Genomic DNA, 24,491 nt, shown 5'->3' on the forward strand with positions numbered 1-24,491 from the left:
AATGCTAATTTTTTAAAACCAATATAGCTATTTTAACACAAAAGAGTTTATAATTGCAAGTGGAAAACTACGAGAAAAGGAGAAATTCAACATGTGGTGGCAGGAACCAGTTACCAAACTCAAGGGCATCGGGCCTAAAAAGGCCCTGGAATTCGAAAACATCAACGTTGTGACCATCGGCGATCTGCTGAACCATTTTCCCCGGCAGGGATGCTATCTGGATTATTCCCATGTGAAGACCATTGCAGAACTGGCTACAGATGGTTCCATGCAGCTGTTCAAGGGATCCATCGTACGGCTGAACAACCGGCGGAGCATGCGGAACATGAAGTATGCCACCATCACGGTGGGGGACGGCACCGGTTTTGCGGAAATCGTCCTGTTCGGGGCCCAGACCTACATGACCAGGGTGTACCATACCGGGGATGAGGTGTTCGTCATCGGCAAGGTGAATCTGGGACGCACGGCCAAAAGCGTGACAGCGGCCAGCCTGTCCCATGTGAAGGATGAAAAGGCGGAAGCGCCTGGCATACTGCCCACCTATGCCCTGTCCGGCAGCCTGACCCAGAACAATGTGCGAAGCGCCGTGCGGCAGGCCCTGGGGCTGGCCCGGAAGGAACTGCCGGAATGTCTGCCGGAACCTCTCCTGCGTGCCAGGCATTTCCTGCCGCGTCTGGAAGCTCTGGAGAACATCCACTTCCCCAAAAGTCCGGAGCTTTTGGAAAAAGCACGGCAGCGGTTCATTTTTGAGGAACTGTTTTTCCTGCAGTGTGGTCTGCTCCACCACCGGGTGGAGATCAAAAGGGACAGCCGGGGCATCAAGATGGCCCGCAGCGGGAAGCTGGTGGACAGGGTGCGGAAGCAGCTGGGCTTTGCACTGACGGACAGTCAGAAAAAGGCCTGGCAGGAGATCGACGACGATATGCAGAACCCGGAACCCATGAACCGGCTGGTGCAGGGGGACGTGGGAAGCGGCAAGACGGCCCTGGCCATGCTGGCTCTGGCCAAGGCCGTGGAAAACGGATACCAGGGTTGTTTGATGGCGCCTACAGAAATCCTGGCAGAGCAGCATTATCAGGAAATGCAGAAAGTACTGGAACCGGCAGGTATCCGCACGGCACTTCTCACCGGCGGGCTTACGGTTAAACGGCGGCGGGAGGTGCTGGAAGGCCTGGCAGATGGTTCCATCCAGGCGGTAGTGGGAACCTATGCCCTGATCCAGGACGCGGTGGTGTTCCACTCCCTGGCTCTCGCCATCACCGATGAGCAGCACCGGTTCGGGGTGGCACAGCGGGCGAAACTGCAGGCCAAGAGCCAGTATGCTCCTCATGTGCTCATCATGACGGCTACGCCCATTCCCCGGACTCTGGCCCTGACTGTGTACGGGGATCTGGATGTGTCGCTGATGAAAGGCATGCCCCCGGGACGGAAGCCGGTGCAGACCCTGTGTTATACGGAAGATAAGCGGCCTGCTGTGTACAAAGGACTGATCCATCAGGTCCAGGAGGGACACCAGGCTTATGTGGTATGTCCCCTCATCGAAGAAAGCGAGGGGATGGATGCCAGGGCGGCATCCGATCTGTACGACGAACTGACCCACGGCTATCTGAAAGACATTCCCTGCGGGCTGCTCCACGGCCGGATGAAACCGGAAGAAAAGGATGCGGTGATGGAAAGCTTTGCCAAAAACGAGACAAAGGTGCTGATTACTACTACGGTGGTAGAAGTGGGTGTGAATGTGCCCAACGCCACGCTGATGATCATCGAAGGAGCGGACCGGTTCGGCTTGGCCCAGATGCACCAGCTGCGGGGCCGTGTAGGCCGGGGCAGCGCTCAGTCCTACTGTGTGCTGCTTACTTCTTCTACCAATCCGGTGACACTGGAAAGGCTGCAGATCATGCGCAGCTGCAGCGACGGGTTCCTGCTGGCGGAAAAAGATCTAGAGCTGCGGGGCGCCGGCCAGTTTTTCGGGCTGCGGCAGCATGGGCTGTCGGATCTGTACATCGCAGATATCCTGCGGGATACGGATACCCTGGTGGAAGCCCGGAAGGCGGCCCAATGGGCCATGAGCGATCCGCAGACTGCCAGAGAGGTGGAGCAGGCGGCAGCTACTACGCAGTTTGACGGCCGGTTTGAAAGAATCTTTCATGCGTAATTTTACAAAGGAATGTGTATCTATCGTTACACATTCCTTTTTGCTTTGCGAGAAAAGAGAAAATTTTCTGGCAAAAGCAGGAAAACAGGAGCTCTTTCCCGAAAAAGAGTACCATCGGATAAGAAAGGGCCGCTCCCTTTGCGGGGCATGCCTGAACAAAGAATACAGATCAAAGGGGGCTGTACGGTGAAAGAGTATACAGGCGATAAAATCAGAAACGTGGCAATCGTAGGGCACGGCGGTGCAGGGACCACTTCTCTGACAGAGGCTCTGCTGTATCGCAGTGGCGCCATCAGCCGGATGTGCAAAGTGGAAGACGGACAGACTACGACGGACTTTGAACCGGAAGAAATCAAACGGGGTGTCTCTGTGAGCGCTACCCTGGCTCCTGTAGAATGGCGGGATGTCAAGATCAACTTTATCGATACCCCGGGCTTTGCTGATTTTGTGGCGGAAGTGAAGGGTGCATTCCGTGCTGTGGACAGCGTGCTGATCGTAGTCAGCGCCACCAGCGGTGTGCAGATCGGGACGGAACAGTGCTGGAAACTGGCTGAAGAAGCTGGTCTGCCCCGTTTGATCTTCGTGAACAAGATGGACCGGGAAAATGCCGATTACGACAATATCCTGGATAACCTCCGGGCCAAGATCGGCAAACGGATCCTGCCCCTGGAACTGCCCCTGGGCAAGGAAGAAAGTTTCTGCGGCGTCATCGATGTCTTCAACCAGAAGGCCTATAAGGGCAACGGCAATGGTGCGGACGAGATCGAAGTGCCCGATGAGCTGAAGGATTGGGTGCAGGATGCCCATGACAAGATGGTGGAAGCTGCGGTAGAAGCCGACGATGACATCATGGAAAAATACCTGGAGGGAGAAAACATTTCTGACGAAGAAGTGATGAGCTGCCTGGTCAAAGGCATCCGGCAGGGGATCATCTTCCCGGTGCTGTGCGGCAGCGCCTTTAAGAACATCGGCCTGGGCCGGACTTTGTCCGCCATTGTGGACTATACCTTCCCGGCCGTACTGAACGAATACCATGTCAAGGATCTGAAGACCGGCGAAGTGGTGCGGCATGACTCCAACGCTCCCATGGCGGCTCTGGTGTTCAAGACCACATCCGATCCTTTTGTGGGCCGGATGAGCTTTGTGCGGGTGTTCTCCGGCATCATCAAGGCGGACAGCACCGTGTACAACTCCAGCCGGGATGAAGTGGAAAAAGTGGGTACCATCTGTACCCTGCGGGGCAAGAAGCAGATTCCCATGAAGGCCATTGTGGCCGGGGATATCGGGGTGGTTTCCCGTCTGCAGTTCACCATGACCGGCGATACCCTGAGCGACAAGAATGCACCGGTGCAGTTCGCACCCATCGAATATCCGCTGCCCATGTACAGCCGGGCCATCTCTCCCAGGAAGAAGGGGGACGAAGACAAGATCGCTTCGGCTCTGGGCAAACTGATGGACGAAGATCCCACCTTCATCGTCAGCCGGAACCCGGTGACCAAGGAAACCCTGATCAGCGGCATGGGGGATCAGCATCTGGAAATCCTCATGGAACGGATGAAACGGAAATTCGGTGTGGAAGCGGTATTGAGACCGCCCATGGTGGAATACCGGGAAACCATCCGGGGCTCTGCGGAAGTGGAAGGCAAGTACAAGAAACAGACAGGCGGCCATGGCCAGTACGGTGATGTGGTCATCCGGATGGAACCGCTGCCTCCGGGTTCCGGGTTCGTATTCGAAGACAAGATCTTCGGCGGCGCTGTGCCCCGGCAGTACATCCCGGCGGTGGAAAAGGGCATGAAGGAATCCATGGAACATGGTATTCTGGCCGGGTATCCGGTGGTAGACCTGAAAATTACCCTGCTGGATGGCTCCTACCATACGGTGGATTCCTCGGAAATGGCCTTCAAAGTGGCTTCCCACATGGCTTTCCAGAAAGCCGCTGAACAATCCAAGCCGGTATTGATGGAACCGTATTACAACCTGGATGTGTACTGCGATGACCGGACTACTGGGGACATCATCTCCGATCTGAACAGCAAACGGGGCCGGATCCTGGGCATGCAGACGGAAGATGACGGCCGGGCCTGCGTAAAGGCCCAGATCCCTTATGCGGAAATCCTGGATTATGCTGTGGATCTGCGGGCCCTGACCCAGGGCACCGGGTCCTTTGAAATGAAGTTCGACCACTACGAAGATATACCGCCCAAACTGGCGGAAAAGATCATTGCCGAAGCCAACGCCAAAAAGGAAGAAGCGAAGAAATAGGAAAAAGGGAGCTGTGATTTTTCATAGCTCCCTTTTTGTCATCAGACACTAACCACTAATCATTTAGCCACCAGCCACTGATATGCTATAATAGAACCAATTTCTGCGTACTGGGAGGCTTCCATGGGATTATCGACTACCACCAAAGGCATCCTGGCTTCCATCCTGGCGGCCCTGTTCTTTACCACTATGGATGTGGGGGCCAAGGTGCTGATCCATATGGGCACCGGAGAAATTACGTTTTTCCGGGGCCTGCTGGGGCTTCTCTTCCTGCCTTTTATGGCCCGGCGGGAAGGGGTACCTGTGTTTTCAGGCAGGGACCGGCTGCTGCTCCACCTGCGGGGAATTTTCGGCTGCGCCTGTCTGCTGTTCTTTTTTTACTGCCTGCAGGGACTGAAACTGGGGGATGCGGAAATCCTGACCCAGCTGTCGGCTTTTTTCATGTGCCTGCTGTCGCCCCTGTTTCTGAAGGCGAAGCTGGGGCGGAATGTGGTCCCCTGGCTGGTAATGATTGCGGCCGGGGCGGCCATCGTGCTCCAGGTCTGGAATTTCAGTTCCTTCAATGGATTTGCTGTCTTCGGCATCCTGTCGGCCCTGTTTGCGGCCTGCGCCTATGTGTGCATCGGCCGTCTGACAGAGCGTGGCGGTCATTCCCAGACAGAACTGGTATACTACTTCCAGGTGTACAGCATGCTGGGCGGGCTGGTACTCATGGCCCAGGGGCAGGCAGTCTGGCCCCAGGGAGCGGAGTGGCTCTGGATCCTGGAACTGGCAGCTTCGGCCCTGCTGGGACAGGTCTCCCTGACCTGGAGCTGTACCCATATCCATCCCGCCATCATGAACTTCGTAATGTACACGGGCATCCTGTTCCACATCCTGTCAGGATACCTGCTGTGGGGCGAACGGCTGAGCCTGTATTCCTGGATCGGCGGAGCATTGATCGTACTGGGCAGTGTATTGCTGATCGCGCGGAAATAAGGCTGGTTCGAATGGAGAAACAAGAGAGGACGGTTTCCTGCCAATCCAAATGGGGTACTGCGTGGACAGTGCCCCATTTTTCCTTGCTTTACCCAATCAAATGGCCTATAATCAAAATGAATGATTGTGCACACTATTTTTCGAGCGTTATGGAGGGAAATTTTTTCATGAAAAATATTGATACGGAAAGCATCAACACCCTGCGTTTTTTATCCATCGATGAGGTGCAGGCGGCCAACTCCGGGCACCCTGGCCTGCCGCTGGGTACGGCACCTCTGATGTATACCCTGTGGGACCGGTTCATGAAATACAATCCCGAAAATCCCAGCTGGTTCAACCGGGACCGGTTCATCTTGTCTCCGGGCCATGGCAGTGCCCTGCTGTATGCCATGCTCCACGTGGCCAGATACGACCTGAGCCTGGACGACCTGAAAAACTTCCGGCAATGGGGCAGCAAGACCCCGGGCCATCCGGAATATGGCGTGACCCCCGGTGTGGATGTTTCCACCGGTCCTCTGGGCCATGGTTTTGCCATGGCAGTGGGCATGGCCATGGCCGAACGGATGCTGGCCGCCCGCTATAACAAGGAAGGGTATGACATCGTCGATCACTATACCTACGGCATCACGTCCGACGGAGACCAGATGGAAGGCGTCGCTTCCGAAGCCGCTTCTCTGGCCGGGACCCTGGGCCTGGGCAAATTGATTTTCCTGTACGATGACAACAAGATTACCATCGAAGGCAGCACGGACATTGCCTTCCGGGAAGATGTAGGTGCACGGTTCAAAGCGTATGGCTGGCAGGTGTTGCGGGTAGGTTCCTCCGAAGATGTGGAAGCTCTGACGGAAGCTGTAAAAGCTGCCAGGAAGGAAACGAAAAAACCGTCCCTGATCATCGTGAAGACCCATATCGGATTTGGCAGCCCCCGTCAGGATATGGCCAGCGCCCACGGCGAACCGCTGGGCGTGGAAAATGTGGCCAGGACAAAGGAAGCAGCCGGCTGGGATGGCGGCAAGTCCTTTGTGGTGCCGGATGAAGTGAAGAAACATTTTGCTGACAAACTGCCTCAGTGCCAGAAGGACGAAGATGACTGGAACAACCTGGTGGAAGACTATGGCAAGGCCTATCCGGAACTGGCCCGGGAATTCACCGACCGTCTGGAAGGCAAACTGGATCTGGATCTGCAGGAATTGCTGAAGGCTTTCCAGGATACGGATGCCGTGGCCACCCGTGCCGCTTCCGGTACCCTGCTGCAGTTGCTGGCGGACAAGGTACCTGCCCTGATCGGCGGCAGTGCCGACCTGGGTCCCTCCAACAAAACGGAAATGAAAGGCAAAGGTTTCTTCTCTGCGGAAGACCATGCTGGCCGGAACATCCATTTCGGGATCCGGGAACATGCCATGGGCTGCATTGTGAACGGCCTGTGCCTCCATGGCGGCATCATCCCCTTCGGAGCTACGTTCCTGGTGTTCGCCGACTTCATGCGTCCGGCTGTGCGGATGGCTGCCTTGATGGGCATCGGCAGTGTCTTCGTCTATACCCACGACAGTATCTTCGTTGGAGAAGACGGCCCGACCCACGAACCCATCGAGCAGGCCATGAGCCTGCGGCTGATTCCCAACGTTTCCGTATTCCGTCCGGCGGATGCCCTGGAAACGGCTGTGGCCTGGAAGGCTGCCTGCGAAAATCGCAAACAGCCCACCTGTCTGCTGCTGACCCGGCAGGGCATGCCCGTGCTGCATGACTACGAAAAAACCATCGCTGAGGGCGCTGTGAAGGGTGCCTATGTGCTGAGCCCGTCTCCCAGAGACGAGGTGAAGGCCACCATCATCGCCACCGGCAGCGAAGTGCATCTGGCTCTGGCTGCCCAGAAAGCATTGGACGAAAAAGGAATCGGTGTCCAGGTGGTTTCCATGCCCAGCTGGGATGTGTTCGAAAAACAGAGCGAGTCTTACAAGACGGAAGTCCTGCCGAAGGATGTACCGGCCATCGCCCTGGAAGCCGGCGTGACTACGGGATGGGCTCGCTATACCGGCAGCGAGGACAGAGTGCTGGGCATCAACCGGTTCGGGGCCTCTGCTCCTGGTAAGATCGTTTATGAAAAATTCGGGTTTACCGTGGATCATGTAGTGGAAATGGTGGAAAACTTGAAATAAGTTGCGTGGCTGGTGGTTCGTGATTGGTGGCTGACCGCCAGTGACCAGTGAATGCAGGAAAGGAGCTGTGGAAATTTTGCACAGCTCCTTTTCCAAAAAGAAAGGAATAGATATGCTCCATTTATTGACCATTGCCGGCTCGGATTCTTCTGGTGGGGCGGGAGTCCAGGCTGACTTGAAGACGTTTGCGGCTCATGGATGCTATGGTATGAGCGTGATTACGGCCGTGACGGCCCAGAATACCACTGGTGTTACGGCCATCCAGAATATCAATCCGGAAGTAGTGGAAGCACAGATCGATGCGGTATTTTCCGACATCCGGGTGGATGCTGTAAAAGTGGGGATGGTTTCCACTTCGCCGGTAATCCGGGCCATTGCCCGGAAAATGCGCCAGTACAAACCCAAAGTGCTGGTGGTGGATCCGGTAATGGTGGCCACCTCCGGGGCCTATCTGCTGGAAAAGGATGCCCGGAAGGATCTGCAGGAACAGTTGCTGCCCCTGGCCACGCTAATCACTCCCAATATGCAGGAGGGGGAAGTGCTGTCCGGACTGTCCATCCAGAGCCAGAAGGATATGGAACAGGCGGCGGCCGTCATCTGCCAGCAGGGGGCCCGGGCGGTGCTCCTGAAGGGCGGGCATCTGACCAAAACGGCAGATGATTATCTGCTGTACCCGGGAGAAGGCAGCTGGCTCCATGGCAAATGGTTCACCGGAGAACGGAGCAGCAATCCCAATACCCATGGTACGGGCTGCAGCCTGTCTTCAGCTCTGGCCTGTGAACTGGCAGCGGGACTTTCCCTGCCGGAAGCGGTGGAAAAGGCCAAAGCCTACGTGGCTCTGGGTATCCAGAACGGTTTGGCGGTAGGTCATGGACATGGTCCCATCCACCATTTCGTGGAACTGTATCGGAAAGCTAACTGGGAGTGAAGCTATGAAAGATTTTGACTTGAGTGTGTATCTGGTGACGGACCGGCACTGCCTCCGGGGGCGGGATTTCTATGCCGCTGTAGAGGAGGCACTGAAGGCTGGCGTGACCCTGCTGCAGCTGCGGGAAAAGAAGGCATCCTTTTCAGAGCTCCTGGAGGAGGGACGAAAGGTGAAGGCCCTGTGCCGGAAGTATCAGGTACCGTTCCTGATCGATGACAATGTGGATGTGACCAAAGCCCTGGATGCTGATGGGGTCCATCTGGGCCAGGAGGATGAAGCCATCGAGAAGGCCCAGGCAGTCCTGGGCCGGGACAAGATCATCGGGATTTCCGCCCACAATGTGGAAGAAGCTGTAGAAGCCCAGCGCAAGGGAGCTGATTATCTGGGCGTGGGGGCGCTGTATCCTACCGGCAGCAAGAAGGATGCTTCCGTACTGGCGCCCGGCGTGTTCCGCCAGGTGGTGGAAGCTGTCCGGATTCCCGTGGTGGGGATCGGCGGCATCCATGAAGCCCAGTACAGTGAAGTGCTGGACCAGGGCGCAGCAGGCTGTGCCATGATCAGCGGCATCCTGGGAGCGGACGACATTACTGCTGCCGTAAGGCGGCTGAAGGCCCTGGCGGCTGAACACAAGCAGAAAGGGTGAGGAGCGTGGCCAGCGATTTGAAAGCCGAGCAGCTGGGAAAGAAGGTGCTGACCCGATTCACCCGGCGGATTGTGGATCAGGTATTCCTGTTCATCCAGAACGATCCGGAACTGTTCCAGGAATACCAGGATGCGGTTCGGGAAAGCACTTCCAACGGAGTCAACTCCGTGCTGGGCCGGATGATCACCGAAGCCTACGATCTAATCAACCTGAACAAGGAAAAGCGTCCGGAATCCCGGCTGCTGAAAAAGTATACCCGGCACGCTGTGCGCTGGGAAAAAGAGGATTTGCAGCTCCAGAAGAAGGTCATGTATGGAGACCAGGATCTGTTTTCCCTGAAACCGGTACCGGACAAGCCGGAGAAGAAGGGAAAAAAGGAAAAGAAACTCCGGAAACGGGGCCCGGAGCAAGAAAGCCTGTTCCAGGAATAAAAAATTACCCTGTCAAGGAAAAATCCTTGACAGGGTTTCGCGTTTATAGTACAATAACACCCGGTGATATTCATGCAGGATGATGGATTTGAAAAACGGATCCGGTTCGGCCAGCTCTTTGCCATCTACGGCGGGCTGCTGACGGAGAAACAGCAGAACATCATGGAACAGTATTTCTACGATGACCTTTCACTGGGGGAAATCGCAGAGAACAACCAGACCAGCCGTCAAGCGGTGTACGATCTGCTGCGCAGGGTGGAACAGACCCTGGAAAAATACGAAGACAAACTCCACCTGCTGCACCAGGACCAGGAAAGGCAGTTCAAACTGCGGGGAGCCATCAAGCTCCTGGAAGTCTGCCGTACCAGTGACAGCACCGATCCCCGGCTGGGAAAGGTGGAAGAGATCCTGAGAAGCATCATTGACGAAAGCAGGTAATTATGGCTTTTGAAATCCTAACTGATAAACTGACGGCCGCCATCCAGAAACTGCGGGGCCAGAAGACCGTATCCGAGCAGGACTTGAAAGAGACCTTGCGGGAAGTCCGGCTGGCATTGCTGGAAGCGGATGTGAACTTTAAGGTCGTCAAGGAATTTACCGCAAAGATCAAGGAGCGGGCCATGGGCCAGCAAGTGGACCCCAACCTGACTCCTGGCCAATATATCGTGAAAATCGTCCACGAAGAACTGATCGAACTTCTGGGCGGGACCCAAAGCAAACTGAACACGGCAGCCAATCCGCCCACGGTGATCATGCTGGTGGGTCTGCAGGGGGCAGGTAAGACGACTACGGTGGGCAAGCTGGCCAACTACCTGCGGAAGAACAGCAAAAAGCCGCTGATGGTGGCAGGGGATGTGTACCGGCCCGCCGCTATCACCCAGCTGGAAGTCCTTGGCAAGCAGCTGGATATGCCGGTGTTCACCATGGGAGATCAGGTTTCTCCTGTGGAAATCGCCAGGGAGTCTCTGAAACGGGCCAACGCCCTGCTGTGTGACACGGTGCTCATCGATACTGCCGGCCGCCTGCATGTGGATGAGACGCTGATGAATGAACTGAAAGACATGAAAGCAGCGGTTCATCCGGACGAAATCCTGCTGGTGGTGGATGCCATGACTGGTCAGGATGCCGTTACGGTAGCCGATTCCTTTAACAAAGCCCTGGGCATTACGGGGCTGGTGGTCACCAAACTGGATGGCGACGCCCGTGGCGGTGCCGTCCTCAGCGTAAAGGCTGTCACCAGCTGCCCGGTGAAGTTCGTGGGGATGGGTGAAAAATTGGATGCCCTGCAGCCTTTCTACCCGGATCGAATGGCTTCCCGGATCCTGGGTATGGGGGATGTGCTCTCCCTGATCGAAAAAGCACAGGAAGCCATCGATATGGATTCTGCCAGGAAAATGGCCGAGTCCATGAAAAAGAATGAATTCACCCTGGATATGTTCCTGGATCAGATGAAACAGGTCAAGAAGCTGGGGTCACTGGAATCCATTCTCAGCATGATTCCCGGCATGGGAAAATTTGCCAAACAGCTGGAAGGTGTGGATCTGGACGGCAAGGAAGTCCGCCGGCTGGAAGCCATCATCTACTCTATGACACCGCAGGAGCGTCAGAATCCCCGGATCATCAACGGATCCCGGCGGAAACGGATCGCGGCCGGCTGTGGCCAGCGGGTACAGGATGTAAACCGGTTGCTGAAGCAGTTCGAAGAGAGCAAAAAGCTCATGAAGACCATGCAGGGTATGAACAAGTATGCACGGAAGGGCAGATTCAAACTGCCTTTCATGCAATAAATCATTCCATTTGAAGGAGGTGAATGTTGTGGCAGTTAAAATCCGTCTGAAACGTATGGGTGCTAAAAAGAGCCCTTTCTATCGTATCGTTGTTGCTGACGAACGCTCTCCGCGTGACGGCCGTTTCATCGAAACCGTAGGGACTTACGATTCTACCGTTGACCCCGCTGTGGTTACCATCGATGAAGAAAAAGCTCTGTCCTGGATGAAGAAGGGGGCACAACCGACTGATACGGTTCGCTCCATGTTCAGCAAGCAGGGCCTGATGGCTAAACTGGCTGGCGATAAGGCAGCAAAATAAGGAGGACGACTATGAAAGAGATAGTTGAAGTGATTGCTAAGGCTATCGTGAATAATCCCTCCGAGGTGCAGGTGGAGGAGGAGAAGAACGGTTCTTCCGTGATTCTCAGACTCCACGTGGCGCCTGAAGATATGGGTAAAGTGATCGGCAAACAAGGCCGCATTGCCAAGGCCATCCGTCTGGTGATGAAAGCAGCTGCTACCCGCGAAAACGTAAAAGTCATCGTAGATATCGATTAAAGGTGGTTACCATGGATAAAATGATCGTTCGGGTGCCTGTAGTCATCAAGGCCAAGGTCACTGATGACCTGAAAGCCAAGATCATTGCAGATATGAAACGTCAAGTCCAGGCTGCTGAATTGGATTTCGAACAATTTCAATTCAATGCCAAACGGGCTCTGAATGAACAGGCCGCCGCAGGTCCTGACGCAACTCGGGCTCTCCAGGAGCAGATCGAGTACGAAAAAGCGCAGCGCGGCCGTGCTCTCCAGGAGTTGAAAGACAAACTGGAACGGGCTGAGAACCTGGAAATTGGCAGTGAAGTCGGTCATGGTACACTGGAACGTTCCGTAGAGATTACTGTCGGCAGCGACCTGGAATCTCTCATGGGTGCCGAAATCGTCGTAGAGGACGGCAAAGTGATTGGTTTCAGAGCGTAAGCCTATGGAACAGAATATCGTGATTGGCAAAATTGTCGCCCCGCATGGCGTGCGGGGCGAATTTCGCATTATGCCGCAAACAGACCATCCGGAGCGGTACGCCAAATTGAAAAAAATCACCCTGGACAACGGCCGGGAATTCACGGTGGTGAGCCTGCGCCAGCATAAGAATGTGTACCTGATGAAGGTGGAGGGCATCAATACCATGAACGATGCGGAAACCCTCCGGGGGCGGACCATCGTCCTGCGTCCCGAAGAGCTTCCCCCTTTGCCTGAAGGCCAGTTCTATGTCCGGGATATCCTGGGTTTTGCTGCTGTAACGCCGGAAGGAGAACCTGTGGGAATCCTGAAGGACGTGTACAGTCCCGGTCCTACAGATGTATTCGTCATTGCCTCGCCCCAGGGAGAAGAGATCCTGGTGGCGGCCATCGCTGACAACATCCGGAAGATTGACTGGGAAAAGAAAGAAATCGTCGTTGTGCTGCCGGAGTGGATCTGAGTCATGGAATTCGTATTTATTACTCTGTTTCCGGAAATGATCCAGAACGCCTGCAGCGTCAGTATCCTGGGCCGGGCGGCTCAGGAAGGGCTCATCAGCGTCCGGTGCGTCAATCCCCGGGATTACGCCACGGACCGGCACCGCAGTGTGGACGATACTACCTGCGGCGGCGGGGCCGGTATGGTGCTGAAACCCCAGACTTATCTGGCGGCCCTGGACCGGGCACGGGAGCTGGTTCCCGGTGCTCTGGTGGCTGCCATGACCCCGGTGGGGGAACAGCTGCAGCAGGAGCGGGTCTGTGGACTGGCCAAAAGCGGCCGGGACCTGATCTTCCTGTGCGGGCATTATGAAGGTTTCGATGAACGGATCCTGATGGAGGCTGATCTCCGGCTTTCCATCGGAGATTTCGTGCTCACAGGAGGGGAATTGCCGGCTCTGTGCGTCATGGACGCAGTTGCCCGGTTCATCCCCGGTGTGTTGGGCAAACAGGTCAGTGCAGAGGAAGATTCGTTCCATTACAGCCTGCTGGAGTACCCCCAATATACTCGTCCTGTAGAGTATCACGGCAAGACCGTGCCGGAGGTCCTGCTCTCCGGAGACCACGCAAAGATTGGCCAGTGGCGGCGGAAGGAAGCCCTGCGGGCAACCCTCCGCCATCGCCCGGAGCTGCTGCGGCAGATGCAGTGGCAGAAAGGGGATGGCAGGCTGTTCCTGGCCCTGAAAGAAGAAAAAAAAGAGAACTCTCAGGCAGAAAAAGATTGAGGGAAAATCCCTGGCTTTTTGGTTGCACTGAGAACCGGCTGTATGGTATAATACAGCGTATGCATTAACGGGCGGTCCGCTGTTAGCACGTGGCTAGACATGAACGTCTTGGATTCTGAGGAGGAAATTATAAATGAACGTAATTGAAGCAATTGAAAAGGAACAGCTGCGTTCCGACATTCCTGAATTCCGTCCTGGCGATACCCTGAAGGTTTATGTAAAGGTTGTCGAAGGTTCTCGTGAACGTGTTCAGCTGTTTGAAGGCGTCTGCATTGCACGGAGTGGTGCTGGTGCACGGGAAATGTTCACCGTTCGCCGTGTTGCTTCCGGCGTTGGCGTAGAACGGATGTTCCCTGTACATTCCCCGCGTCTGGAAAAAATCGTTGTATCTCACAGAGGTGTGGTGCGCAGAGCCAAACTGTACTATCTGCGTAAACTGACCGGTAAAGCTGCTCGTATCAAAGAACGCCGCTAATCCGGATGAATCAGGCAGTTGCTCCGGCAACTGCCTTTTTTATGCGAAGGAGAAAACTATGAGTGAAAACAAGAAGTCGGATTCCTGGCAGGATACCGTCAGCGACTGGCTGATTTCCATCATCGTGGCTGTTGTCCTGGCCTTCGGAATCCGGACTTTCCTGGTGGAACCTTATATGGTGTCCGGACCTTCCATGATGAATACCCTGCAGGACCAGGAACGTCTGCTGGTCAACAAACTGGTGTACTATACCCGCCAGCCCAAACGGGGCGAGATCATCGTCTTCAAATATCCCAGCGACACCCGGCGTGATTTCATCAAGCGGGTCATTGCCGTGGGCGGAGATACCATCGAAATCAAAAATGGCAAGACCATCGTGAACGGGGAACCTGTCGATGAAAGCTACATCCGGGAACCTTTCCACACGAACATGCCCAAGGTGACAGTACCCCAGGGACATATCTTCGTCATGGGCGACAACCGGAACAATTCGGAAGACAGCCGCTTCCAGGATGTGGGTTTCGTGGATTTGAGCCTGGTCAAGGGCAAAGCCAGTGTCATCTTCTGGCCTTTGGGTCAGATGCGCTCGCTGCCGTAATTTTACATCTGGGCTGTCGCTGCCGCGGCAGCCTTCTTTTTTATGCCAACAAGGGTGGAAAGTCTCTTTTATTGCGCTGAATTGCAGATAATGGACGGGATTTTGCACCATTCGCATCCCATTTGTTTTCATGATATAATGAGGCCTATGCGAATCGGGCGGCATGGCCGCTGTCTATAGAGAAAGGACAATCAACAATGGAAAATACTTTTGGAGGGAAAAAACTGCACATCCAGTGGTTCCCGGGCCATATGACCAAGGCCAAGCGGATGATGGAAGCCAATCTGAAGCTGGTGGATGTGGTGGTGGAGCTGCTGGATGCTCGGATTCCCAGGTCCAGTGCCAATCCCATGCTGCAGCAGCTGATCGGCAGCAAGCAGAAGATCGTGGTGCTGAACAAGACCGATATGGCGGATCCGGATCAGACCCGGTCCTGGCTGGCCTGTCTGAAGAAAAAGAACTTTACAGCCCTGGAAGTGGACTGCCAGAAAGGCAGGGGCGTCAAGGCTCTGGTAGCAGCTATCCAGAAGGCAGGGGCACCCACCCTGGAAAAATGGCGGAAAAAAGGTGTACGCAACCGTTCTATCAGGGTCATGATCGTGGGCATCCCCAATGTGGGCAAATCTACCCTGATCAACCGGCTGCTGGGCAGGAACAAGACTGTGACCCAGAATAAACCCGGCGTGACCCGGGGACCCCAGTGGGTGATCCTGGGCAAGGGACTGGAACTGCTGGATACTCCGGGGGTTTTGTGGCCCAAGTTCGACAATCCGGAAACCGGATTCTGCCTGGCTGTGACTGGAGCCATCCGGGAAGAAGTGTTCGACCAGGAAATTGCCGTGCACATCCTGATACAGCGGTTGCTGAAGCTGTATCCCCAGGAACTGTGTGCCAGCTACAGAATCGAACTGACGCCGGAGGATACGGTAGAGACTGTGGAGAGGAAAATTGCTCTGGCCCGGGGATGGCTGCAGGCCGGCGGGGTTGCGGACAAAAACAAGACCATCCAGATGGTGCTGCGGGATTTCAAGACCGGAAAGCTGGGGGCATTTACCCTGGAAACAGCACCCAGGGAAGGGGGAGAACAGTGACACAGAATACGGTCAGCTACATCAAAGAACGTCTGGAACAGGGGCCTGCTGCTGAAGAACTGGCCCTGTGGGCGGAGGATTCCCGGGTGGGTGTGCAGCGCCTCCTGGCTTCCTATGAGAAAAAACAGAAGAAGAAAATCCAGGAAAAGCATCGGCTGGAACAGCTCCAGGCAATGGAGCGGCAGTACTGGGACAAGGGTGCGGAATATGTGGCCGGCTGCGATGAAGCAGGCAGAGGTCCTCTGGCTGGGCCACTGGTGACGGCGGCGGTGATCCTGCCCCACACTATCTGGCTGCCCGGGCTGAACGATTCCAAAAAAGTGAGTGCCGTGCACCGGGAAAAACTGTATGACGAAATCCTGGACCAGGCAGTGGCTGTGACGGTGAGCATCCTGGGTCCCCGGGAAATCGATACCCTGAACATCTACCAGGCAGCCAAACAGGCCATGACCCTGTGCCTGACCCATTTAAAGGTACAGCCCCTGGCGGCCATCACCGATGCTATGCCTCTGACCATTCCGAACCTGCCTGTGCAGGATGTGGTCAAGGGGGACAGCAAGAGTGCGGCGGTGGCGGCGGCTTCCATCATTGCCAAGGTGACTCGTGACCGGATCATGGAACAGCTGGACCGGCAATATCCCCAGTACGGTTTTGCTGCCCACAAGGGCTATGGCACGGCCAGACACATGCATGCAGTGCTGGATTGCGGTCCCACCCCCTGGCACCGGAGAAGCTATGAACCTCTGAAAAGTATGGCTGATATGGGGGAGGCCATCAGCGAGAACAAGCTGCTGCAGCTGAAATGACCAGTGGCTGGTCGCTGGCTGATGGAAGCCGGCTGACACTGGTTACCGATGAACAACGAAAGGATGGCGTTTTCTATGGTCCATGCCCGGCGGAAATTCGGCAACTGGGGCGAAGATGCCGCAGTGAGCTACCTGGAAAGGCAGGGCTATGAAATCCTGGATCGGAATTTTAACTGCCGCTGGGGCGAGATTGACATCATCGCCCGGCGGCAGGGCATCCTGGCCTTTGTGGAGGTGAAGAGCCGCCACAGCCTTACTTACGGACGGCCGGCGGAAGCAGTGACCCGCACCAAACAGGGGCGGCTGCGCAAATCCGCTTATCAGTACCTGAAGAACCATCAGGTGACACGGCTCCGATACCAGTTCGATATCATTGAAGTCCTGGATTTATATGGACAGATTTATCTGAATCATTTGAAGAATTGCTTTTAATAGAAAGACAGAACCGTTTATCGGGAATGTCTTGACCTGTTTACAATACCAGAAGGAGCTGATCCCATGTATGCACGCACTTGGGGGGAAACTACCCGGGGCATCAATGGAGAAATGGTTACTGTAGAAGTGGACGTGACCAACGGAATGCCGGCTTTCGAAATGGTGGGCCTGCCGGATGTGGCTGTGAAAGAGGCACGGGAACGGGTGAAGGCGGCCATTAAGAATTCCGGCTTCCATTTTCCCGATACCCACATCACTGTCAACCTGGCCCCGGCAGATTTGAAAAAGGACGGAGCCGGTCTGGACCTGCCCATTGCTCTGGGGGTGCTGGCGGCCAAACAGTATGTGAAGCTGCCGGAACCCATGCCAGTGTTCGCCGGAGAACTGGCTTTGGACGGCACCTTGCGCCCGGTGAACGGCATCCTGCCCATGATTCTCCGGGCACGGGACGAAGGGCTCCCTGCCATTTTCATCCCTGCAGGGAATGCTACGGAAGGGGAGCTGGTGGAGGGCATCCAGGTCTACACGGTGAGCAGCCTGGGAGAAATCATTGATCATTTTGAAGGAACCCATCCCCTGGAGCCTCTGGCCAAGAAGGTACTGGATCTGGAAAGCCCGCCGGAGGACCTGGTGGATTTTGCGGATGTGCAGGGACAGAGGGTGGCCAAACGGGCCTTGGAAATCGCGGCGGCGGGCGGCCATAATGTACTCATGGTGGGAGCACCCGGTGCGGGCAAGACCATGCTGGCCCGACGGCTGCCCAGTATTCTGCCGCCTATGACGGAAGAGGAGGCTCTGGAAGTGACCAAGATTTACAGCATCTCCGGCCTCCTGAAGAGCCGCCATGGCATCATGGTTGAAAGGCCTTTCCGCAGTCCTCACCATACTGTTTCCCAGAGTGCCCTGATTGGGGGTGGCAGCATTCCCAGACCGGGAGAGGTGACCCTGAGCCATCACGGGGTCCTTTTTCTGGACGAACTGCCGGAATTTTCCCGCAGCGCGCTGGAAGTCCTGCGCCAGCCGCTGGAGGACGGTATGGTGACCATCAGCCGGGTGCAGGCATCTCTGACCTATCCGGCAAGGTTCATCCTGGTGGCGGCTCAGAATCCCTGCCCCTGCGGCTTCTGGGGAGAGGAGGATTCCATCCACCAGTGCACCTGCCGGCCTGGAGATATTGCTCGGTACCGGAAGAAGATTTCCGGTCCTCTGCTGGATCGGATCGATATCCAGATCCATGTTCCCCGGCTCCAGTACCAGGAGATGAAGAGTACCCGGAAGGAAGAAAGTTCGGCAGCAATCCGGCAGCGGGTGGTGGCAGCCCGGCAGCTCCAGCGAGAGCGGCTGAAAGGGACCCATCTGTTCTGCAACGCCAGCATGGGCCGGCGGGAAGTGAAGGCTTTCTGTCCTATGACAAAGGAAGCAGAAATCCTGCTGGAAAAATATTTCATCAGCCTGGGTCTCAGCGCCCGCAGCCATGACCGGATCATCAAAGTGGCACGGACCATTGCCGACCTGGGCGGCAGCCGGGAAATCACGGCCCTTCACCTGGGGGAGGCCATCCAGCTGCGGACCAGCATCCAGGGCTGACGGAGGTGCATTATGCTGATCTGTGTCATTTACGGAATTCTTTGTCTTGTCACCGGCTGCTGCCTGGGCAGTTTCCTGGGACTGTGTGCCGTACGGATGCAGCGGGAGGAGAGCCTGTGGAGCCCCCGTTCCCACTGTGATCATTGCGGTCATGGGCTGAGGCCGTGGGAACTGGTACCTCTGGCCGGGTACTTCCTGAATGATGGCCATTGCCGTTACTGCGGGGCCCCCATCTCTGCCAGATACTTCTGGCAGGAGGTGCTGACAGGGCTGCTGTTTCTGCTGGCAGGGCTCCAGACGCCGCCCGGTCTGATGCTCCTGGTACGCTGGAGCATCATTTCCCTGCTGCTGCTCATTTCCTTCCTGGATATGACAGAGCTGCAGCTGTATGAGGAACTGTTCTATCCTCTGGGCCTGTTCTTTTTGGTCTATCGGTATCTGGCCGGGTTTTCTCTGAGTCAGGGAGCCACAGGGGCTCTGGTGCTGGGCGGGGGCATGGAAATGCTGCACCGCTGGAAACCCCGGAGCCTGGGAGCGGGGGATCCGAAGCTGGTGGGCCTTTTGGGGTTCTGGCTGGGGACCATGAGGGGCGGAGAGAGCCTGCTGTGGGCTGTGGCTGCTTCGTTCCTGTTCGTGCTCTGGCGGGGATCCCAGGTGCCCAAAGAACGGCGGATGCAGGTCTGGCACGCACCCATCCCTTTTGGACCTTTCCTTTGCGGAGCAGCTTTCTTGATGGATTGTCGGCAGTGGGGCCTTCCTTTTGGAACGGCTTCTGCCGGCAGCCTGCCTCTAGTACTGGGGGCGTTAGAAGTTTCCGGGATTTCCGGAATGGAGCAGGTAAAGGGGCGGTTTCAGGGACTGCTGCGGCAGCTGAAACCCTGGCCACGGACAGTGCTCAGTGTGGTGCTGGGGCCTCAGAAGCTGGTCCTGCTCCAGGGAGAACGCCGAGGCAGCCAGTGGGAAGCCCAGCGCTATCTGGAAATGGTCTGGCCGGAGCGGCTTCTGCCGGCTTTGGAACGCAGCCAGGCAGAACCGGTGGCCCAGTGGCTGCTGGCAGTCTGTGCCAAGAGGGGATTTACAGCCAGGCAGGTAAATCTGGCTCTGGCTCCTGAATGGACGGAGCTGCGGGAACTGACCCTTTCCGGTCTTTCTTGGAAAGAGCAGAAAGAGGAGGCATCCTGGGAAATCCTCCAGCAGGTGACCTATCCGGCGGGCAGCTTTTCCCTGGCACTGCAGCCCTATCCGGGACATCCGGGACAGGTACTCGCTGAACTGCTGCTGGAACGGCGGAGGGAATTCCTAGACCAGCTGGCCGGGTTCCTGGGCTGGAAAATCTTGCGGGTGGAACCGCTGGCCCAGAGCTGGAGACGGTTGTTCCGGGGAGACGCTCTGACCCTGCTGCAGCTGCGGGAACCAGGCGGAATCGCCTATGGCTGGTATGAAAAGGGCTGTTTACTGGAAAACGGTCTGTTCCCTCCGGAGGAAGGGATTCCCCAGGTGGACCAGCTGCCGGAGCAGGTCCTGCTGGGAGGAGCCAGCCCGGAAGAACAGGAAATCTGGAAATCTGGACTGGAACAGGAATGGGGCTGCCAGGTACAGCCATTGGAAACCGCTTCCTGGTTCCGTTGGGCGCCCTGTTACGAGGAACGGGAAAAGCGGCCCTGGTCAGGCAGTCTGTACGGAGCTCTGGGCGGCCTGCGGCCGGATGCCGGACTGCCGGGCTTTGGTTTCTCCCTGCAGCCGGAGCTGGAACAGCGGGGAGGGAAATATCTGCCATTTCTGGCCAAAGGTACCCTGCTGATGGCCTGCAGCCTGCTGGTTATCGGGGTGGGGCTGTACTGCTGCTGGAGCGGGCAGAGAAAACGGCAGCAGGAACGGCTGCAGGCAGCGGCCGGCTGGGAAATCCTCTGGCAGGAGGATCGGACGCGCCAGATGGCGAAAAAACAGCAGCAGGAGCGTCTGAAGCAGCTGGAACAGAAACAGTTGCCCTGGACTTCTTTCCTGACGCTGCTGGGCAATACCCTGCCTGCGGATTGTCAGGTAACCAGGCTGCATCAGGAAAACGGGAAGGGATACCCCGGTTTTTCCCTGGAGGGCCGCAGCCTGAACCGGCAGGCGGTGCTTCAGTTCATCAGACGGCTCCAGAAACAGCCGGGACTTACCGGTATCCGGCTGGAACGGCTGGAAGAACAGCCGGACGAGCGCCCTTCCGTACGGTTTGCTCTCCACGGCTGCTGGAAGAGAGAAAGCCATGAAAGCTGAAAGCAGAGCAAGTTGGGAAAGACTGCGCCGGGGGAAGGGATTCTGGCTGGGGATATTGCTGCTGGGCCTGGGCATCCTGCTCCAGGGAGTACGGCCTCTGTGGCACAGTGCCCTGGCACAGCGGGAACAGGTCCTGCTGCTGGAACGCCGGGTAAAGCGGCTGCAGCAGTTCGCCGCCCATTGGAATGGGGATGTGGTACAGGAAGAAAAAAGGCAGCTGGCAGAAAATGACCGGAAGCTGGAGTCTCCCCGGTCCCAGGAAGCATGGCTGGAAGAACTGGAACGGACGGCAGAACAGTGCCAGGTGCAGTGCCTCCAGCTGGCACCGGTGACAGGAAAAGCCCGGAAGCAAGAGGAAAAGGAGTATCTGGAAGTTACTTTGGAGGGAAACTATTTCCAGCTGCTCACCTTTTTCCGCCAGTGGGAAAAAAGGCATCCCGGCTGCTGGACGGAAGACGGTACCCTGGAAGCCAATGGCACCGGGCAAAAAATCCACTATAATGGGAAATTCCATTTGGTCATAAAGAAAAGTTCCAAATCACGATAAATTTCCCAGAGTTATTGACCGATTTCGTCAATAATGCGATAATGTAATGTACAACGATTCTGGTACGTTGTGAAACGTTCGCTTTTGTTACTGAGGGGAGGACCTATTATCATGATTAACAGCTGTGTTGCACCGCATGCTTTGAAAAAGGGGAAGCCGTCCAAGGATCGTATCTTTGGTGCCAGTGAAGCCGCACAGAAACGGATCAGTGAAATCGGAAAAGAAAATGTCATCAATGCCACCATCGGCTGCATCCTGGATAACGATGAAAAATTTGTGGTGCTGCCTACTGTAAGCAAAATCTATCGGGGCCTGAAAGACGACGAATATTTCCGGTATGCTCCCATCATGGGTCTGCCCGAATATCTGGAATTGGTACAAAACGCCTGCTTCAGCCAGTCCCGCCCGGAAGCCTTTACAGCTGCCATTGCCACGGCAGGCGGTACCGGAGCCATCCATCATGCCGTCTGGAACTATGCGGAAGTGGGAGATACCATCCTGACTTCTGAATGGTACTGGGGCGCTTACAAGAATATCTGTGAAGATATGAACCGCCATCTGGATACCTATCCCATGGTGACGGAAGACAACAAATTCAACCTGGCAGGATGTGAAAAGAAAGTACGGGAAATCCTGGCCAAACAGGATCGGATCCTTCTGATCATCAATACGCCGGCTCATAACCCTACCGGGTTCAGCCTGACTCCGGATGATATCGAAAACGTACTGAAAATGCTGGAAAGCTGCATCGAAGGGACGGAAAAGAAAGCAGTACTGTGCCTGGATGTAGCTTACATCGACTATGCCGGCGATCGGGAGGAAGTCCGGAAAATCTTCCGCAAACTGTCCAATCTGCCGAAGAACATCTTTGGTCTGATCGCCTACAGCTTGTCCAAGAGCTTCACCATGTATGGCCAGCGCTGCGGTGCCCTGATCGGGGTGACCAGTGATGAAAAGCAGATCCTGGAATTCATCAACGTGAACAAAGTCACCAGTCGTGCCTGCTGGTCCAACTGTAACCGGGGCGCTATGGATACTCTGGATACCATTTACAGCGATGAACATCTGTTGGACCAGATCCAGCAGGAACGGGCCCATTACTATACCATGATCCAGGAACGGGGCGATATTTTCACGGAAGAAGCCGAAGCCTGCGGTCTGAAGATGCTGCCGTACATTTCCGGATTCTTCCTGTCCATCCCAGCCAAAGATCCGGAAGCTGTATGTAACAAACTGCATGAAGACAATATCTTCTGTGTACCCCTGGCAGCCGGCGTACGGGTAGCTGTCTGCGGCGTACCCAAGAAAAAGATCTACGGTATGGCCGCCAAGATCAAGGCAGCTATGGACGCTCTGGGAGAAGACTAAACCCTGGAAAAGAAACAGGTTGTGTAGAGAGGAAGAGGACGCATCCTGGGATGTGTCCTCTTTTTTGCGGATTGCAAAAGGAGACAGAGAACCATGGAGATTACAGGACCTGATGGCAAACTGAAAACGGTGGAGAAAGGGACACCTTTGATGACTCTGGCCAGGGAGTATCAGTCCCGCTACATGGCCCCCATCGCCATGGCGGCCGTGGACGGACGGGCCACACCGCTGCAGCTGTGTCCGGAGGACGGGAACCATGTAACGTTCTATGACCTTTCTACGGAGGCCGGATACCGGGCATACATTGCCACCTTTCAGTTCGCACTGATTGCTGCCATGGCCAAAGAACGGCCCGAAGTGCGCCTGGAGGTGGAAAATACCTTTGGGGACGGACTGTACTGCGCTGTGAAGAATAAGATCTTCCTGAGCAAGTATGATCTGGAGGATATCACCCGCTGCATGGAAGAAATGATCCGCAGCCAGGAACCCATCCAGGTGCAGACCATTGCCAAAGATGACGCCTGGCCCTATGTGAATCCCCGTTTTTACGATGACCAGGCACCACTTTTGGCAACAGTGCCTGAGGATTATCGGATCAATATCTATCAGCTGGCCGGAGAAAGCGCCTTCTTCGTAAGTCCGCTGCTGCCCAATCTGGGGTATCTGCAGAAATTTGAGCTGGTATGGGTGGGACACGGTATCCTGCTCCGGTTCGGGGGCAAGGGACACCTGGATGTCCTGGAGCCTTACAGGGAACGGAGAAAACTGGGCGAAGTCTATGCCCAGGCCGAAAAACTGGGGCAGATTCTCCATTGTCCTACGGTGGCAGCTCTGAACAGGTTCATCAAAGAAGGGAACAGCCGGGGTATCATCCAGATGTGCGAGGCTTACCATGAAAAGAGCATTGCACGGATTGCCGATGAAATCGCAGCCGATGGCCGGAGGGTGAAACTGGTGCTCATTGCCGGCCCCTCTTCTTCGGGCAAGACTACTTTCTCCCAGCGGCTGTCGGTACAGATGCGGGTGAACGGCCTGCGGCCCATCCCCATTTCTCTGGACAACTATTTCAAGGAACGGGAACAGACGCCCCGGCTGCCGGATGGCAGTTATGACTTCGAATCCATCGATGCCCTGGATACAGAGCTGTTCAACGAACACATGGAACAGCTGATTGATGGGAAGACGGTGGACATTCCCTATTTCAACTTTAAGAGCGGGCATCGGGAATACCGTGGTCAGCAGGCATACCTGGGGGACGATGGGGTCCTGGTGGTGGAAGGTATCCACGGGATGAATGAGAAACTGTCTGCACGGGTCCGCCGCCGGAACAAGTTGAAAATTTATATCAGTGCCCTGACCCCGCTTTCTTTTGATGACTACAATCGGATCCCCACCACAGATATGCGGCTGCTGCGCCGCATGGTGCGGGATTCCCAGTTCCGGTCCGATGACGCCCGGCAGACCATCCAGAACTGGCCCAAGGTGCGCCGGGGTGAAGGACGGAACATTTTTCCCTTCAGTGAAGAAGCGGATATCATGTTCAACACTACATTGATCTACGAACTGGCTGTTTTCAAGAAATATGCCTGTCCCCTGCTGGAACAGATTTCCAAAGAGGCACCGGAATATCCGGTGGCCCGGAATTTTCTGGATATGCTCCAGATCGTAGAACCTATAGACGATAAGGCCATTCCCAACAATTCCATCATTCGGGAATTCATCGGCCATTCCATTTTTGGAGATTTGCTGTAACAAAAGG

The 24,491-nt window shown here is 55.8% G+C and carries 24 protein-coding genes; all 24 read left to right on the top strand.

Features of this window, described 5'->3' with window-relative positions:
* The first annotated feature begins 91 nt into the window (after nucleotides 1–91).
* Nucleotides 92–2,155 (top strand): ATP-dependent DNA helicase RecG, encoded by a 2,064-nt coding sequence (recG, locus tag ACR0QW_RS03675; RefSeq protein WP_432642369.1) that lies wholly within the window; start codon nucleotides 92–94, stop codon nucleotides 2,153–2,155.
* 186 nt (nucleotides 2,156–2,341) lie between these two features.
* Nucleotides 2,342–4,420 (top strand): elongation factor G, encoded by a 2,079-nt coding sequence (gene fusA / locus ACR0QW_RS03680; protein ID WP_432642370.1) that lies wholly within the window; start codon nucleotides 2,342–2,344, stop codon nucleotides 4,418–4,420.
* Nucleotides 4,421–4,543: 123 nt separating this feature from the next.
* A complete protein-coding gene (locus ACR0QW_RS03685; protein ID WP_432642371.1) occupies nucleotides 4,544–5,398 on the top strand; it encodes a DMT family transporter in 855 nt (284 codons plus the stop codon).
* 167 nt (nucleotides 5,399–5,565) lie between these two features.
* Nucleotides 5,566–7,554, top strand: a complete 1,989-nt coding sequence (gene tkt, locus ACR0QW_RS03690) for a transketolase (RefSeq protein WP_432642372.1) — start codon at nucleotides 5,566–5,568, stop codon at nucleotides 7,552–7,554.
* A gap of 112 nt (nucleotides 7,555–7,666) precedes the next feature.
* Nucleotides 7,667–8,482 carry a bifunctional hydroxymethylpyrimidine kinase/phosphomethylpyrimidine kinase gene (thiD, locus tag ACR0QW_RS03695; protein ID WP_432642373.1) on the top strand — a complete coding sequence of 272 codons (816 nt, stop codon included), beginning with the start codon at nucleotides 7,667–7,669 and terminating at the stop codon, nucleotides 8,480–8,482.
* Between the two features lie 4 nt (nucleotides 8,483–8,486).
* Nucleotides 8,487–9,125: a thiamine phosphate synthase gene (gene thiE, locus ACR0QW_RS03700; RefSeq protein ID WP_432642374.1), complete on the top strand. Its 639-nt coding sequence runs from the start codon at nucleotides 8,487–8,489 to the stop codon at nucleotides 9,123–9,125.
* A gap of 5 nt (nucleotides 9,126–9,130) precedes the next feature.
* Nucleotides 9,131–9,556 (top strand): hypothetical protein, encoded by a 426-nt coding sequence (locus tag ACR0QW_RS03705; protein ID WP_432642375.1) that lies wholly within the window; start codon nucleotides 9,131–9,133, stop codon nucleotides 9,554–9,556.
* Between the two features lie 72 nt (nucleotides 9,557–9,628).
* Entirely contained in the window at nucleotides 9,629–9,994 is a 366-nt protein-coding gene (ylxM, locus tag ACR0QW_RS03710; RefSeq protein ID WP_432642376.1) for a YlxM family DNA-binding protein, read from the top strand.
* A 2-nt stretch (nucleotides 9,995–9,996) separates the two neighbouring features.
* A complete protein-coding gene (gene ffh / locus ACR0QW_RS03715) occupies nucleotides 9,997–11,343 on the top strand; it encodes a signal recognition particle protein (protein ID WP_432642377.1) in 1,347 nt (448 codons plus the stop codon).
* 28 nt (nucleotides 11,344–11,371) lie between these two features.
* Complete coding sequence (gene rpsP / locus ACR0QW_RS03720; protein WP_432642378.1) at nucleotides 11,372–11,644, top strand: 30S ribosomal protein S16; 273 nt, start codon at nucleotides 11,372–11,374, stop codon at nucleotides 11,642–11,644.
* Between the two features lie 11 nt (nucleotides 11,645–11,655).
* A complete protein-coding gene (locus ACR0QW_RS03725; RefSeq protein ID WP_432642379.1) occupies nucleotides 11,656–11,883 on the top strand; it encodes a KH domain-containing protein in 228 nt (75 codons plus the stop codon).
* Between the two features lie 11 nt (nucleotides 11,884–11,894).
* Nucleotides 11,895–12,302: a YlqD family protein gene (locus ACR0QW_RS03730; RefSeq protein ID WP_071142293.1), complete on the top strand. Its 408-nt coding sequence runs from the start codon at nucleotides 11,895–11,897 to the stop codon at nucleotides 12,300–12,302.
* Between the two features lie 4 nt (nucleotides 12,303–12,306).
* A complete protein-coding gene (rimM, locus tag ACR0QW_RS03735) occupies nucleotides 12,307–12,801 on the top strand; it encodes a ribosome maturation factor RimM (RefSeq protein WP_432642380.1) in 495 nt (164 codons plus the stop codon).
* A 3-nt stretch (nucleotides 12,802–12,804) separates the two neighbouring features.
* Nucleotides 12,805–13,563 carry a tRNA (guanosine(37)-N1)-methyltransferase TrmD gene (trmD, locus tag ACR0QW_RS03740; RefSeq protein WP_432642381.1) on the top strand — a complete coding sequence of 253 codons (759 nt, stop codon included), beginning with the start codon at nucleotides 12,805–12,807 and terminating at the stop codon, nucleotides 13,561–13,563.
* 133 nt (nucleotides 13,564–13,696) lie between these two features.
* Entirely contained in the window at nucleotides 13,697–14,038 is a 342-nt protein-coding gene (gene rplS, locus ACR0QW_RS03745; protein ID WP_296399608.1) for a 50S ribosomal protein L19, read from the top strand.
* A 58-nt stretch (nucleotides 14,039–14,096) separates the two neighbouring features.
* Nucleotides 14,097–14,636, top strand: a complete 540-nt coding sequence (gene lepB, locus ACR0QW_RS03750; RefSeq protein ID WP_432642382.1) for a signal peptidase I — start codon at nucleotides 14,097–14,099, stop codon at nucleotides 14,634–14,636.
* A 197-nt stretch (nucleotides 14,637–14,833) separates the two neighbouring features.
* Complete coding sequence (gene ylqF, locus ACR0QW_RS03755) at nucleotides 14,834–15,727, top strand: ribosome biogenesis GTPase YlqF (protein ID WP_432642383.1); 894 nt, start codon at nucleotides 14,834–14,836, stop codon at nucleotides 15,725–15,727.
* Nucleotides 15,724–16,533 carry a ribonuclease HII gene (locus ACR0QW_RS03760; RefSeq protein ID WP_432642384.1) on the top strand — a complete coding sequence of 270 codons (810 nt, stop codon included), beginning with the start codon at nucleotides 15,724–15,726 and terminating at the stop codon, nucleotides 16,531–16,533. Before ylqF ends, ACR0QW_RS03760 begins: the two co-directional genes overlap by 4 nt.
* A gap of 75 nt (nucleotides 16,534–16,608) precedes the next feature.
* Nucleotides 16,609–16,965, top strand: a complete 357-nt coding sequence (locus tag ACR0QW_RS03765; RefSeq protein ID WP_432642385.1) for a YraN family protein — start codon at nucleotides 16,609–16,611, stop codon at nucleotides 16,963–16,965.
* Between the two features lie 66 nt (nucleotides 16,966–17,031).
* Nucleotides 17,032–18,555 carry a YifB family Mg chelatase-like AAA ATPase gene (locus ACR0QW_RS03770; RefSeq protein ID WP_432642386.1) on the top strand — a complete coding sequence of 508 codons (1,524 nt, stop codon included), beginning with the start codon at nucleotides 17,032–17,034 and terminating at the stop codon, nucleotides 18,553–18,555.
* A gap of 12 nt (nucleotides 18,556–18,567) precedes the next feature.
* Nucleotides 18,568–20,817 (top strand): prepilin peptidase, encoded by a 2,250-nt coding sequence (locus ACR0QW_RS03775; RefSeq protein ID WP_432642387.1) that lies wholly within the window; start codon nucleotides 18,568–18,570, stop codon nucleotides 20,815–20,817.
* A complete protein-coding gene (locus tag ACR0QW_RS03780; protein WP_432642388.1) occupies nucleotides 20,807–21,364 on the top strand; it encodes a hypothetical protein in 558 nt (185 codons plus the stop codon). The genes ACR0QW_RS03775 and ACR0QW_RS03780 overlap by 11 nt, the downstream gene beginning before the upstream one ends.
* A 111-nt stretch (nucleotides 21,365–21,475) precedes the next feature.
* Nucleotides 21,476–22,732 carry a pyridoxal phosphate-dependent aminotransferase gene (locus tag ACR0QW_RS03785; protein WP_432642389.1) on the top strand — a complete coding sequence of 419 codons (1,257 nt, stop codon included), beginning with the start codon at nucleotides 21,476–21,478 and terminating at the stop codon, nucleotides 22,730–22,732.
* Between the two features lie 93 nt (nucleotides 22,733–22,825).
* On the top strand, nucleotides 22,826–24,484 hold the full coding sequence (locus ACR0QW_RS03790; protein WP_432642390.1) for a nucleoside kinase: 1,659 nt from the start codon (nucleotides 22,826–22,828) through the stop codon (nucleotides 24,482–24,484).
* Nucleotides 24,485–24,491: the final 7 nt, after the last annotated feature.

The organism is Acidaminococcus sp. (genome assembly GCF_050873445.1).
GTDB lineage: Bacteria > Bacillota > Negativicutes > Acidaminococcales > Acidaminococcaceae > Acidaminococcus.